Source organism: Mycobacterium sp. IDUB_37 (assembly GCF_055419245.1).
In genome coordinates, this window is sequence record NZ_JBVAXG010000017.1 from 41,180 (window position 1) to 54,225 (window position 13,046).

Consider the following 13,046-nt stretch of genomic DNA (forward strand, 5'->3'; position numbering starts at 1 on the left):
AACATCGCGCCAGAGAGCGATTTCGCATCCCTCTCGCGAGGGATGCGAGGCGGTAGTGTGGCCTGCCATGCGCCGCATATTCGCCTCGGAGCCGGATTTGCAGAGCTCGCCCCGATCGGTGACCTGGCAGTCGCTGGTGGTGGCCGTGATTGCGGCGGCGGTCGACGTCACCTACATCGTCGTTTCCGGCATCTTCTCTGATGCGCCCGTTGCGGCCACAGCGGTGGTGATCCTGATGACGGCAGCCGATCTCGCGTTGGCGGCGCCGCCGAGCACCGTGGCCGCAGTGGCCGTGCTGCAGGCCGTCACGAGGGTGATCGCATGCTTGCTGCTGTACAGCCATGGCAGGGCGGCCGGCTTGCGCGACATCGGCATCGTCGTGGCCGGGTATCGCACCGGCGCGTGGCTGTCCAACCGAACGTCGGCGGTGATCATTCCGGTGATGATCGTGTCGGCCGCCTGCGCGTGCGTTCTGAATTCGGCGTACGCGAACGACTGGCGAATCCTGCTGGCGATCTCGGCATCCAACGGGATCGTGCCGTGGCTGGTCGGCCGCTATACGGCGGTGGGCGGCAGGCACGTCTTCGAACTCAAACAGCGAGCACGCCTGCGCCAGCAAGAGCACCGCCTGGCGATGGCTGAGGCGCTGGCCGATGAGCGCGAAGCGATCGCGCGCGACCTGCACGATGTGATCTCGCATCATGTGAGTGCCATGGCAATTCACGCGGGCGCGGCCCGGATGGCCCTGACCGACAGCCAGCCAGAGGTGACACGGTCGCTGTCGGCGGTGGAAGCCTCAAGCCGGGCGGCAATGGTGGATCTGCGTCGTCAACTCGACCTGTTGCACGGCCGGCAGGATGCCGAGGATCGCCAGGCCGGCCTGGCCAATATCGATGAACTCATCGAGTCGGTGCGCAATGCCGGTCTCGATGTCGATCTCGACGTGCCCGCCGATCCCCCCGCGTTGCCGCAGTCCGTGGACATTACAGTGTTTCGCATAGTGCAGGAATTGCTGACCAACGCGTTGCGTCATGGAGATGGCGCCGCGCGCTTGAATGTGCAACAGCACGTCGATCAGCTGGTGATCATCGAGTCGAATGCGGTTGCTGCGCAGCCTTATTCCGGCGATTCGCTACATCGCGGGCTGGACGGCATCCGCCGCCGGGCCGAGCTCTTCGGCGGCACTGTGGAATGCGGCGTTGATGATGACGGCCAGTGGCGGACCGTGGTGTTCCTGCCTATCGGAGCGTCGTGACCGAACCGATCCGTGTCCTGATCGCCGATGACCACGCGGTGTTTCGTTCCGGCCTGCGCGCGATCGTTGACGCGCACCCGGACACCACCTGCGTCGCTGACGTCGGCGACGGTCGCGCCGCCATCGATGCCACGCTGCGACTGCGCCCGGACGTCGCCGTCCTGGACGTGCGGATGCCCAAGCTGGACGGCATCGGCGCCATCGCCCCGATCATCGCGGCCGGTTCCACTCGCGTCGTCATGCTGACCACGTACGACGGTGAGACGGTCCTGGCCCAGGCCCTGCAAGCGGGCGCGAGCGGCTTTTTGCTCAAGACCCTTCCGCCGGAGGAGCTCATCGGCGCCATCCGCGTCGTCGCAAGGGGTGACTCTGTCGTCGATCCCGCGATGACGCGGCGACTGGCCACCCGAGTCGCGGCGTCGCTGGCCCCGCTGCCCACTCCCCCCGAGGTGCAAAACCTCACGGCTCGCGAATACGAGGTGCTGCTGCTGGTCGCCGAGGCCCGCAGCAACGCCGAGATCGCCGCGGCGCTGGTAGTCAGCGAGGAGACGGTGAAGACGCACGTGTCCCGAATCCTGGCCAAACTCGGCGTGCGCGACCGCATCCATGCAGTCGTCTATGCCCACCAACACAAACTCGTCGGCTAGCCAGGGCTACCAGTGAGGGACGCGGTGGGTGGCCTGTAGCCTGACGCCCGTGAAGTCATCCTGGGTGTATCGGTATTGCTCGGTCGCGCTGACGGCCTTCGTCGCAGCCACGGTGCTGGCACTTGCCGCTCCGGGTGCCGCGAATGCGGCCGGCTCCTGTCCCACCGCAGCACCGCAAAACGGTGCATCGCCGGACTGGACGCTGTCCGGGGCCACCGGCAGCATCGCGGTCGTCGGGCCTACCGATGCGACCGCGCCGCACGTCAACGTGACCGCGCCCTTCAGCGTGACTCAAACTCAGGTGCACACCCTGACAGCCGGAGACGGACCGGTGGTCCCGGCCACTGCGAAGGTCTCCGTCTGCTACCAGGGCGTCAATGGGCGTGATGGTTCGGTGTTCGACAGCAGCTATGAGCGCGGCGCCCCGGCCGACTTCCCGCTGACCGGAGTGATCCCGGGCTTCCAGAAGGCCATCACCGGACAAAAGGTCGGGTCAACTGTCGCCGTCGCGGTGACCTCCGCCGACGGCTACCCACAGGGTCAGCCCAGCGCCGGAATCCGACCGGGCGACTCGCTCATCTTCGTACTCAAGATCCTCGCCTCGAACTGACCGCCGTCCCGATAGCGCGGATGTTGCGCCCGTAGAGGAAGTCTGCCCACGAGTCGACGTCGGGGTGCTTCTTGAGCAGTGCCCGACGCTCGCGCTCGGTGAGGCCGCCCCAGACGCCGTATTCGACGTTGTTGTCGAGGGCCTCGGCCGCGCACTTGTGCATTACCGGGCATCGCCTGCACAGCGTCGCGGCTTCGCGCTGGTCGGCGCCGGTCACAAAGAGATGATCGGGATCTTGGGTTCGGCAGAGTGCGTCCAGGACCCATTCGCGCTCGGCTTCGTCGCGCACTGTGGTGTTTGCCGCCAACAGCGTCATTCGCTGCGGGGCCGATCGGGTCTGCTGCACCGAACCGTTCCTTTCTTTCGCGCCACAAATAACGCCTCCGACGACCAAATTTCAGTGGTCAGTGGCGTCGTGACCTGATTGGATTATGTATAGAATACGGACTGTAATCCGATGCAACAATGGCGCAGATGTGTGCGGTTAATCACGGGCCCGGCGGAGCGCCAGTGTGCTTGGGGCGCGGCCGTTTACCCGCTACCGATCTCCGCCGAGGAAGTTGAGGACTTCCCACAAGTGTCCGTCCGGGTCGGTGAAGAACCCCGAGAAGATGCCCCAGGGGCGCCCGCCAACGGTTCCGACCAGTCGGCCGCCGGCTCGACGCGCGACGTCGAGCACTCGGTCGACTTCCGCGCGGGAGGAGACGACATGCCCGATCGTGAAGCCGTGGCCAGTCACCGCGGCGACCTCTACACCGGCGTCTTTCGCCATTTCGGTTGCCGGGTACAGCGACAGGATCAGTCCGTCGCGCAGTTTGAACATCGCCGTCTGACCAGCGGGTTCGGTGTCGCTTCCGGCAAACTCGGTGCCGATGATGCCTTCGGTCTCGAAGCCGAGTGCGCGATAAAACTCCACTGAGCGGTGCAAGTCGGTGACCGCGAGGGTAATCGTGTCGATATGGGGTTGCATGATGTTGCCCGTCCTTTCAAGAATTCGGTAGTCCGTCCGGGTTATTGGGAAGCGACGGATATCCGCACCGGCTTTACGGTGTGGTGCTCATCGGGCGCCGGCGTAGCTCGAGTGCTTCCCGATGTGCATGCGGACCTGATTTTCTGGCGTGGTGGCCTGTGCATCGCCGGGTACGACACGGTGGCACACGACTTCGACCGCGGCGTCGCGGAGACCACCTTCGGTGTCCGACTCCCTCCCGGCGCGTTGCCATCGCTGCTCGGAGATACCGCGGCGCAGGCCACCGATCTGCGGGTGCCGGCCGAGCTGTCGGCGAAAAATGTTGCGCTGGAACAGCTCTCAGGGTCTACGGCGAGCTCGCGAAACAAGGCCGCTGTGCTCGCCGATGTCGCCGGGCAACTCATGGCCGACGTGGAACCGGACGTGGACGTGTGTCGCTCGGCGGGTGCGGTGCTCGCGCATGCACACGCCGGATCCAGGGTCACGACGATCGCGGCGGAGCTGGGATGGTCGACACGCCGACTACATCGGTTCTGCATGACGACGTTCGGGATACCCGCCGCGCTACTTCGTGGTTTGTATCGGTTCCGCACCGCGCACACCCTTCTCACCTCGGGCGTAGACCCGGCCACGGTCGCGGCCGAGACCGGATATGCCGACCAGGCGCACCTGACGCGCGAAACAAGCCGATTCGCCTTGACGACTCCTGCCCGCATCCACCCGCTCAACTCTGCGCGCGCTGCGACGTCACGTCTTGAATGAATCAGACAGTGCCTTCGGCGACGAGATCGGCGAGAGCCAAGATCCGCTGGGCATCACGGACGTGCAGACTCTCGATCATGCGGCCGTCAACGGTGATGACGCTGTTTCCGGCGGCTTGGGCCTCCTCGTACGCCGTCACGACCTTGCGGGCGTGGTCCACCTCTTTCTCGGAAGGCCCGAACACATCATTCGCCGGCGCGATCTGGGACGGGTGGATCAGGGTTTTGCCGTCGAAGCCCATCTCTCGGCCCTGCCGGGCTTCGGTGACAAAGCCTTCCTCGTCCTTGATGGCGTTGAAGACCCCGTCCAAGATGGCTTTGCCGGTGGCCCTGGCTCCCAGCACGGCCAATGCCAAGGCGGGTACGACGGGAGCACGGCCTGGTACGTGCAGCGCGTGCAGATCGTTCACCAGATCGTTGGTACCGATCACCAGCACGGCGAGGCGTTCGCCGGCCGAGACGATCTCGTCCACCCGGAGGAAGGCCCGCGGTGTCTCGATCATCGCCCAGAGCTGCAGTGACTCCGGTGCACCGAGGGCTTCGAGCGCACCGATCAGCGTTGTGACCTGTTCGCCTGTCTCGACTTTCGGCACCAGTACGCCGTGCGCGGCCGAGTCGGCGACTGCCGCGAGATCGTCGTCGTGCCACTCGGTGCCCAGGCCGTTGATGCGCACCACCACCTCACGAGGTAGGTAGCCATCTGAGGAGACCGCATCGCAGACTCTGGCTCGCGACTCGGCCTTGGCGTCGGGCCCGACGGCATCCTCGAGATCGAAGATCAGCACATCAGCCGGCAGCGTCTTGCCCTTCTCCAGCGCCCTGGCGTTGTTGCCGGGTAGGTAGAGGGCGGATCGGCGCGGGCGCAGTGTCGGTGCCATGAAGTTCACTTTCTGTTGTGCCGCCGCTTCGTGCTCTCGGAAGTGGGCATCCCGTTACGTGTTTGACCAATTATCGACAGACCAGGAGGCTGAGCGTATGAACGTGAGCCCTACAAGCGTCGTCCCGTCAATCACTCTCAACGACGGGAACGTCATCCCGCAGCTAGGATTCGGTGTTTTTCAGATCAAGCCCGGCGAGACCGCCGAAGCGGTCCGATCGGCACTCGAGGTCGGTTACCGCCACATCGACACCGCGGAGATGTACGGCAACGAAAAGGAAGTGGGCCAAGGTATTCGGGACGCCGGAGTCGATCGCAGCGAAGTCTATGTGACCAGCAAACTCAACAACGGATTTCACCGGCCGGACGATGCGCGCCGGGCCTTCGAGGCGACACTGTCCGCACTCGACACGGACTACGTGGACCTCTTCCTCATCCACTGGCCGCTACCGACGCTGTACGACGGCGATTTCGTGTCGACCTGGAACACGCTCGAGGAGTTCGCCAAGGACGGACGCGCCCGCAGCATCGGTGTATCGAATTTCGAACCTGCCCATCTCGATCGGTTGATCGACGGCTCGCAGGTAGTGCCCGCGGTCAATCAGATCGAGGTGCACCCCTACTTCGCCAATGAGCAGGTGCGTGCCTATGACCTGGCGCACGGCATCGCGACCGAGGCATGGTCGCCGATCGCACAGGGCAAGGTTCTCGACGACGAAGTCATCACCGGCATCGCCGAATCGCTGGGCAAGACACCCGCGCAAGTCGTGCTGCGCTGGCACATCCAGCGCGGAGACATCGTCTTTCCGAAGTCCGTCTCCCCCGAACGGGTGAAGTCGAATTTTGAGCTGTTCGACTTCGACCTCACCGGGGATGACATGGTCGCGATCACCGGCCTTGATCGAGGTGAGGACGGCCGGACCGGACCTCACCCCGACAAGTTCGCCTACATTCCCAAGTGAGCTATTTCTTGGCCTCGCGCCACTCCCGCTCGAACGGCAATCGCCAGGCATTCGGCGCGATCAGTTGATGTATCGCGTTGGGGCCCCAGGTACCCGGCTGGTACATCTTGGCCGGCGGCGGATCGGCAAGCAGCTCTTCGGATCGCTCCCATAGGGACTCGATGCCCTCGGCTGTGGTGAACAGCGTGTGGTCGCCGTGCATCGCGTCGAGGATGAGTCGCTCGTACGCCTCGAGCACGTCGGAAACGGTATCGATCTCCTTCGTGGAGAACTGCATGGACATCTTGTCCAGCTTCATTCCGGGCCCCGGCCGTTTTCCGTAGAAGGACAGCGAAACCTTCGAGTTGTCGGCGAGGTCGAACGTGAGGTGATCGGGGCCTTGTGTCCCTACCCCGGACCCAGGCGGGAACATGGTCCGGGGAGCTTCTTTGAACGCGATGGAAATGACCCGGATGCCCTCGGCCATCTTTTTGCCGGTCCGCAGGTAGATCGGTACCCCGGCCCAGCGCCAGTTGTCGATGCCCACCTTCAGGGCGATGAACGTCTCGGTGTCGGAATCCTTTGCCACGCCGCTTTCTTTGCGGTAGCCGCCGTACTGGCCCCGCACCACATTCGCCGTCTCGATCGGCAGCATGGACCGGAACACCTTGTTCTTCTCTTCGCTGATCGCGCGCGGTTCGAGCGCCGTCGGTGGCTCCATCACCACGAACGCCATCACCTGGAACAGGTGCGTCACCACCATGTCCTTGTAAGCGCCGGTGCTTTCGTAGAAATTCGCCCGCGCATCCAGACCGAGGGTTTCGGGAATGTCGATCTGGATGTGGTCGATGAAGTTGCGGTTCCAGATCGGCTCGAACAGTCCGTTCGCGAAGCGGAACGCCAGGATGTTCTGCGCCGCTTCCTTGCCCAGAAAGTGGTCGATGCGGAAAATCTGGGCTTCGTCGAATGTTTCGTGCAGGAAGTCGTTGAGCGACACCGCGCTGTCGAAGTCGGTGCCGAAGGGCTTCTCCATGACCACCCTGGAGCGCTCGACCAGATCGGCTTCGCGCAGCATCGTGATGACGGCGCGAGCGGCCTTGGGCGGGACCGAGAGGTAGTGCAGGCGGCGCACTTCAGTGCCCAGATTGCTTTCGGCCTTTGCTACCGCGGCGGCCAGGGCCTCGGGTCCGGCCCCCTGCGGTACGTAGGTGATGATCTTGGCGAAGTCTTCCCACTGTTCGGGCGTGAGCTTGTGGGTAGCGAACGAGTCGATCGCGTTCTTGGCGATCTCCCGGAATTCGTCGTCGCTGAGGTCCTCTAGCGAGGTGGCGACGACTTGGATATCCGGTGCCAGCTCCGACTGGTCCAGGTAGGCAAGTCCGGGGATCAGCTTGCGTTTAGCCAGATCTCCTGTCGCGCCGAACAGCACGATGACGTGCGGTTCCAGCGGTTGGGAGTCGTGTCGGTGCGGGCGGGCGCCGGGCGCCGGATAAGAGATCGTTTGCGGTTTCTTGGTGGCCACTCCCGCGATACTTCCATCGCCGCGCACCGAGTGCGAGTCCGCGTTCGGTCCGGTTTAGAAACGATCGTGTACCGCGTCGATTGCGCGGTAAATGCGCTGCTCGCTGACAGAGCCCCGCGTACCGAGTTGCTGGGCCCACAAGCTGACCCGCAACTCCTCGATCTGCCGTGCGATGTCACGGACGTCGGCCGTTGCCGCCCGCGCGGGTGACAGCGCCCGTAGCAGCTCCTGGTAGGCGTCCTGGACGGCCTGCACGCGGAGCCGTCGATCCCGGTCAGCCTGGATCCCTTGCGGTAGCCGGTCCAGGCGACGATGGATCGCGGTCAGATAGCGGGCGAGGTCGCCAAGTTGGGCGGCGCCGGTGGCGGTGACGAAGCCGGGCGGCAGGAGCCGGTCGAGCTGCGCCCGGACATCCGAGATCGCCTCGGCGTGACCAGCCGGCGGCTGGGCGGGCAGCAGCAGTTGCACCTCACGCGCGACGGACAACACCTTTTCGACGCGGCCCACGACGTCTACGGTCGTCGGGACCAGTGCCTTCGCGACCCGATCGCGCAGCGCCACGAACTCGCCGCGCGTCCACACCGGGCGCGGCGCCAATGCGTCCGTCGCCGCGTCGGCGCAGTCATCGAGCAAGGCGGCCAGCGAGCCGTCGGGATTCGCTCCAAGGGTCAGCCGTGTCCTCGGATCCAGCTGTCGCTCAATGGCTTTGACGGGTGATGTCACGCTCAGGCGCAGCAGTCGGCGGCAGCCCGGACCCATGGCAGTCCCCTGCTCCGCCGAAGTCGCGAACACGCGCACATCCACGGCGCTGCCGGTATCGAGGAAAGCCGGAAAGCCGCGCACGGCGCGCCCGGCGACCGCGTTCTCCACCAACCGCGGCAGTTCGTCCAGGTCATCCGGCCAGGCTCGCAGCCCGGTCCGCTCCAGCTCCCCGGCGACCGCGTGGGCGACGGCCTCGCGCGCCGGTGCCGCCAGCCGCTCCTGCAGTGCAGGCAGGTCTTTGCCGCGGCCGACCTCGGTGCCATCGGTGGACTCGACGGCGAATGTCACCCGCAGATGCGGCGGCAACTTCTCCAGGTCGAACGCGTCGACCGGCACCAGAACCCCGGTGCGCCGGCGCAATTCACGCTGCAAAGCGTCCAGCAGCGGCTCACCGGCCGGGTCGATTCCGGTCAGCACCGCGCGGGCGGTGTCGGGCGCCGGAACGAAATTGCGCCGCAGATCTTTTGGTAGCGAGCGGATCAGGGCAGTGACGAGCTCCTCGCGCAGCGCCGGTACCTGCCAGGCGAATTCGTCGCCGCCCAATCGGGCCAGCACGTCGATCGGTACGTGCACCGTCACACCGTCGTCGGCGGCCCCGGGTTCGAACCGATAGGTCAACGGCAGCGCGGCATCGCCCGTCCGCCAGGTGTCCGGGCGGTCCCCCAGGTCTTCGGTATCGCTTTTGCGCAGCAGGTCGTCGCGGGTGAACGTCAACAGTTCCGGGGTGCGGTGCCGCTGCTTCTTCCACCACCCGTCGAAATGCCGCGCGGACACGACGTCGGCGGGAATGCGGGCGTCGTACAAGTCGTAGACGTCGTCGTCGTCCACCAACAGGTCGCGGCGTCGGGCCCGCTCCTCGAGTTCCTCGAGCTCTGCCCGTAGCCGCGCGTTGTCACCGAAGAAATGATGGCGGGTCTGCCAGTCGCCTTCGACCAGTGCGTGCCGGATGAAAAGCTCTCGCGCGACTGTGGGTTCGACACCTCCGTAACCGATACGACGGCGTGCGACCAGCGGCAGCCCGTAGAGCGTCACTCGCTCATACGCCATCACCTCGCCGCGTGCGGCATCCCAGTGCGGCTCACTGTAATTGCGCTGCACGAGCTCCCCCGCGACCCGCTCCACCGCCTCGGGTTGAATGCGTGCGGCGGTGCGCCCGTAGAGGCGGCTGGTCTCGACCAACTCGGCGACCACTACCCAGCGCGGCGGACGTTTGGTGAGCACCGAGCCGGGTGCCAGCACGAAGCGCGAGTTGCGCGCACCCAGATACTCGCGGGTGTCTTCGCGGCGCAGCCCCACATGGGAAAGCAACCCGGCCAGCAGGGCGGCGTGTATCCGGGCGGGGTCGGCAGGCTCGTCGGATTCTTGTCCACTCTCGGTGATCCCCAGATCGCGGGCGATGCGCCGCAGCTGGCCGACCAAGTCCTGCCACTCGCGGATGCGCAGAAAGTGCAGAAACTCGTTGCGGCATAAACGTCGAAAAGCATTGCGAGACAGTTCAGCTCGTTGCTCGCGCAGATACCGCCAGAGGTTGAGGTAAGACATGAAGTCGGAACTCTCGTCGGCGAAACGCGCATGCTGCTGGCGAGCGGCCTCCTCGCGGTCGATGGGTCGTTCCCGCGGATCGGGAATGGTCAGGGCTGCGGCCAGCACCAGCACTTCGCGCACGCATCCCTCGGTTTCGGACTGCAGAATCATCCGGCCCAGGCGCGGGTCCACGGGTAGTCGAGCCAGCCGGCGACCGAGGTCGGTGATCGCGCCGTGCTGGTCGAACGCGCCGAGTTCCTGCAGCAACTGCACGCCGTCGCGGACGCTGCGCTGATCCGGCGGGTCAAGGTACGGAAAGTTCTCGACCTCCCCGAGTTGCAGTGCCGCCATCTGCAGAATCACCGCGGCGAGGTTCGTCCGCAGGATCTCGGGGTCGGTGTATCGCGGGCGGGCAGCGTAGTCGTCCTCGGAGTAGAGCCGGATGCAGATGCCGGCCGCGACCCGACCGCAGCGGCCGGCGCGCTGGGCCGCCGAGGCCTGTGAGATCGGTTCGATCGGCAGCCGCTGCACCTTCAAACGGCGGCTGTAGCGGGAGATGCGCGCGTTGCCCGGGTCGACGACGTAACGGATGCCGGGCACCGTCAGCGACGTCTCGGCAACATTGGTCGCCAGTACGACGCGGCGCCCGCTGCGAGGCGGTGTGAACACCTTGTGCTGGTCGGCGGTCGGCAGCCGCGCGTACAGCGGAAGGACCTCGGTATTTCTCAATCCGCCCAAAGCCTCTGCGGTGTCGCGTATTTCGCGTTCGCCGGATAAAAACACCAGGACGTCGCCAGGTGGTTCGTGTTCGAGTTCGTGGATAGCGTCGACGATCGCCTCGATCTCGTCGCGCGTCTCGGTGCGGACGATTTCGTGGTCGGGGTCGTCGGGATCGGTGGAATCTTCTCCCGAGCCGGACCCGACGGGGACTTCCAGTGGCCGGTAACGGATTTCAACCGGGTAGGTCCGCCCGGTCACTTCGACGATCGGCGCTCCGCTGAAGTGCGCGGCGAACCGCTGCGGTTCAATCGTCGCCGAGGTGACGATCACCTTCAACTCGGGGCGGCGCGGCAGTAGCTCGCGTAGATAACCGAGCAGGAAGTCGATGTTGAGGCTTCGTTCGTGGGCCTCGTCGAGTATCAGGGTGTCGTAGCGAAGCAGCTGACGGTCGCGTTGGATCTCGGCGAGCAGAATTCCGTCGGTCATCAGCTTGACCAGCGTGCGGTCGCTGACCTGGTCGGTGAACCGGACGGTGTAACCGACTACGTCGCCCAGCGGGCTGTGCAACTCGTCGGCGATGCGTTGTGCGACCGTGCGGGCGGCAAGCCGCCGGGGTTGGGTGTGTCCGATGGTTCCGCGGATGCCACGGCCGATGTCCAGGCAGATCTTGGGCAGCTGGGTGGTCTTCCCTGAGCCGGTCTCGCCCGCGACGACGACCACCTGGTGGGTACGTATCGCCTCGGCGATCTCCTGCCGCCGGTCGCTGACCGGCAGATCGGGGTAGGCAATGGTGGGGACGGCGGCTTGCCTGGCGGCGACCAGCTTCTCGCCAGCAGCGATCTGCGCGGCGAGTTCCTGCAGCTTCTCGGGCTTTGCGCCGCGAAGGTTCTTCAGCCGCCGGCCAAGTCGTGCGGCGTCGCTGATGCTCAGATCGTCCAGGCGTGCGCGCAACTCGACCCGGGAGGTTTCGGGGGACGGTTCGGCCACTCGGGACAGGATAGGCGGCTGTGCGAGGCGCGGTTACGGTGGACTGATGGCTTCGAAGATTGCGACAGCCGACGTTGTGGGCCTTTCTGGGCTGCTCGATTTCATCCGGCCCCGACACCGGATGGCGCTGACCACCTTCCGTGCCGATGGGTCACTGCAGAGTTCGCCGGTGACCGGGGGCGTCGACGAGCAGGGCCGGATCGTCATCGCGAGTTATCCGCAGCGCGCCAAGAGCGTCAACATCCGGCGCAAACCGACCGCGAGCGTGCTGGTGCTGTCCGACGAGTTCAACGGCGCCTATGTGCAGGTCGACGGTGACGCCGAGGTGATCGACCTGCCCGATGCGGTTGAACCATTGGTCGACTACTACCGCGCGATCGCAGGTGAGCACCCGGATTGGCAGGACTATCGCCGCGCGATGACCGACCAGGGCAAATGCCTGATTCGAGTCACCCCGCGCCGGTGGGGCCCGGTAGCCACCGGCGGTTTCCCGCCGCCGTCGGACGGCTGACAGGTTCAACCTTTGGTCAACAGGCGTAGAAATTTCACCGGTTGAGTGAAGCCTTTGAGCGCCACCGTCTCTTCCCGCGTACAACCGTGCGTGTCGCGGTGGCACTGGAAGTGCTCACCTGGGTGGGCAGTCCCGAGCAAGATGGTGACGCCGGCCAATAGCAGGGAACGCCGCACAGCAAACATCTGCGGGACGTGCAGGTGCGCCGGGCGGACAGCCGCCAACCGCGCCGCTGCCTGCGGTATGCCAGGATCTTGCTATGACTGCACGCAGCCTTGCCCGCATCACCGGTGTCTTCGTCGCGACGACGTGGGCACTGCTGAGCGTGCCCCTCGCCGTTCCGCACGCATCCGCGGACCCCTGCTCCGACGTCTCGATCGTCTTCGCCCGCGGCACTCACCAAGAGCCCGGACTCGGCAACGTGGGCCAGGCCTTCGTCGACTCGCTCACCTCGCAGGTCGCGCCGCGCTCCGTCGACGTCTACGCGGTGAACTACCCGGCCAACGACGACTATCACAACAGCGCGACCAGTGGCGCCGACGACGCCAGCGCCCACATCCAGGGCGTCGTGGCCAGCTGCCCCAACACCAAGATCGTGCTGGGTGGATATTCGCAGGGCGCGACGGTGATCAACTTGGCCAGCAATCAGGTGCCGGCCGCGGACGCCGGTCATGTCGCCGCCATAGCCTTTTTCGGGGAGCCGACCAGCGGATTCTCTAGCGCACTGTGGGGCGGTGGCCCGCTGCCGACGCTCAACCCGGCCTACGCCGGCAAGCTGATCAGCCAGTGCACCCCGGATGACCCGATCTGCACCGGCGGCGGCAACATCATGGCGCACGTGGTCTACATCGAGAACGGGATGACGACGCAGGCCGCGACCTTCGCCGCCAACCGGATCAAGTAGCCGACTCCCCCGCGCTTGCGGGCGCCGACGAAGTCGCGGAAGTTCTGCGGCACCT

Annotated in this window: 12 protein-coding genes; 7 read left to right on the forward strand and 5 right to left on the reverse strand. The window is 65.6% G+C overall.

Features of this window, described 5'->3' with window-relative positions:
* Nucleotides 1-286 precede the first annotated feature (286 nt).
* The 3 genes from ACZY1I_RS31765 (at nt 287) to ACZY1I_RS31775 (ending at nt 2,512) form a co-directional block, all read left to right on the forward strand.
* The gene (locus ACZY1I_RS31765; protein ID WP_463761594.1) at nt 287-1,255 is read left to right on the forward strand and encodes a sensor histidine kinase; all 969 of its coding nucleotides are present in this window, start codon (nt 287-289) and stop codon (nt 1,253-1,255) included.
* Nucleotides 1,252-1,902, forward strand: a complete 651-nt coding sequence (locus ACZY1I_RS31770; RefSeq protein ID WP_463761596.1) for a response regulator — start codon at nt 1,252-1,254, stop codon at nt 1,900-1,902. The genes ACZY1I_RS31765 and ACZY1I_RS31770 overlap by 4 nt, the downstream gene beginning before the upstream one ends.
* Before the next feature lie 64 nt (nt 1,903-1,966).
* Nucleotides 1,967-2,512 carry an FKBP-type peptidyl-prolyl cis-trans isomerase gene (locus tag ACZY1I_RS31775; protein WP_463761615.1) on the forward strand — a complete coding sequence of 182 codons (546 nt, stop codon included), beginning with the start codon at nt 1,967-1,969 and terminating at the stop codon, nt 2,510-2,512.
* On the opposite strand, the gene ACZY1I_RS31780 is transcribed toward ACZY1I_RS31775, so the two are convergent.
* Nucleotides 2,490-2,828 carry a WhiB family transcriptional regulator gene (locus ACZY1I_RS31780; protein WP_463761617.1) on the reverse strand — a complete coding sequence of 113 codons (339 nt, stop codon included), beginning with the start codon at nt 2,826-2,828 and terminating at the stop codon, nt 2,490-2,492. The two genes, ACZY1I_RS31775 and ACZY1I_RS31780, sit on opposite strands and share 23 nt — an antisense overlap.
* Nucleotides 2,829-3,050: 222 nt before the next feature.
* Nucleotides 3,051-3,482: a VOC family protein gene (locus ACZY1I_RS31785; protein WP_463761598.1), complete on the reverse strand. Its 432-nt coding sequence runs from the start codon at nt 3,480-3,482 to the stop codon at nt 3,051-3,053.
* Between ACZY1I_RS31785 and ACZY1I_RS31790 the strand changes: the two genes are divergently transcribed.
* Complete coding sequence (locus ACZY1I_RS31790; protein WP_463761599.1) at nt 3,471-4,244, forward strand: helix-turn-helix domain-containing protein; 774 nt, start codon at nt 3,471-3,473, stop codon at nt 4,242-4,244. The two genes, ACZY1I_RS31785 and ACZY1I_RS31790, sit on opposite strands and share 12 nt — an antisense overlap.
* A 1-nt stretch (nt 4,245) precedes the next feature.
* Here the strand turns inward: ACZY1I_RS31790 and ACZY1I_RS31795 are convergent, their stop codons facing one another.
* A complete protein-coding gene (locus tag ACZY1I_RS31795) occupies nt 4,246-5,121 on the reverse strand; it encodes an HpcH/HpaI aldolase/citrate lyase family protein (protein WP_463761601.1) in 876 nt (291 codons plus the stop codon).
* A gap of 103 nt (nt 5,122-5,224) precedes the next feature.
* Here ACZY1I_RS31795 and ACZY1I_RS31800 point away from each other — a divergent pair, with 103 nt between their 5' ends.
* Nucleotides 5,225-6,082, forward strand: a complete 858-nt coding sequence (locus ACZY1I_RS31800; RefSeq protein ID WP_463761603.1) for an aldo/keto reductase — start codon at nt 5,225-5,227, stop codon at nt 6,080-6,082.
* A 1-nt stretch (nt 6,083) separates the two neighbouring features.
* Here the strand turns inward: ACZY1I_RS31800 and zwf are convergent, their stop codons facing one another.
* Both zwf and hrpA read right to left on the reverse strand, forming a co-directional pair.
* Nucleotides 6,084-7,583, reverse strand: a complete 1,500-nt coding sequence (gene zwf / locus ACZY1I_RS31805) for a glucose-6-phosphate dehydrogenase (RefSeq protein ID WP_463761604.1) — start codon at nt 7,581-7,583, stop codon at nt 6,084-6,086.
* A gap of 54 nt (nt 7,584-7,637) precedes the next feature.
* Nucleotides 7,638-11,585 (reverse strand): ATP-dependent RNA helicase HrpA, encoded by a 3,948-nt coding sequence (hrpA, locus tag ACZY1I_RS31810; protein WP_463761618.1) that lies wholly within the window; start codon nt 11,583-11,585, stop codon nt 7,638-7,640.
* A 37-nt stretch (nt 11,586-11,622) separates the two neighbouring features.
* On the opposite strand from hrpA, the gene ACZY1I_RS31815 reads away from it, so the two are divergent.
* A complete protein-coding gene (locus ACZY1I_RS31815; protein ID WP_463761605.1) occupies nt 11,623-12,087 on the forward strand; it encodes a PPOX class F420-dependent oxidoreductase in 465 nt (154 codons plus the stop codon).
* Between the two features lie 259 nt (nt 12,088-12,346).
* Nucleotides 12,347-12,991: a cutinase family protein gene (locus ACZY1I_RS31820; protein WP_463761607.1), complete on the forward strand. Its 645-nt coding sequence runs from the start codon at nt 12,347-12,349 to the stop codon at nt 12,989-12,991.
* The last annotated feature ends 55 nt before the right edge of the window (nt 12,992-13,046 follow it).

Coding starts and splice junctions, on each gene's coding strand:
- ACZY1I_RS31780 (WP_463761617.1), bottom strand. CDS start 2,828: ATGACGCTGTTGGCGGCAAACACCACAGTGCGCGACGAAGCCGAGCGC.
- ACZY1I_RS31790 (WP_463761599.1), top strand. CDS start 3,471: ATGGGGTTGCATGATGTTGCCCGTCCTTTCAAGAATTCGGTAGTCCGT.
- ACZY1I_RS31785 (WP_463761598.1), bottom strand. CDS start 3,482: ATGCAACCCCATATCGACACGATTACCCTCGCGGTCACCGACTTGCAC.
- ACZY1I_RS31795 (WP_463761601.1), bottom strand. CDS start 5,121: ATGGCACCGACACTGCGCCCGCGCCGATCCGCCCTCTACCTACCCGGC.
- ACZY1I_RS31815 (WP_463761605.1), top strand. CDS start 11,623: ATGGCTTCGAAGATTGCGACAGCCGACGTTGTGGGCCTTTCTGGGCTG.
- ACZY1I_RS31820 (WP_463761607.1), top strand. CDS start 12,347: ATGACTGCACGCAGCCTTGCCCGCATCACCGGTGTCTTCGTCGCGACG.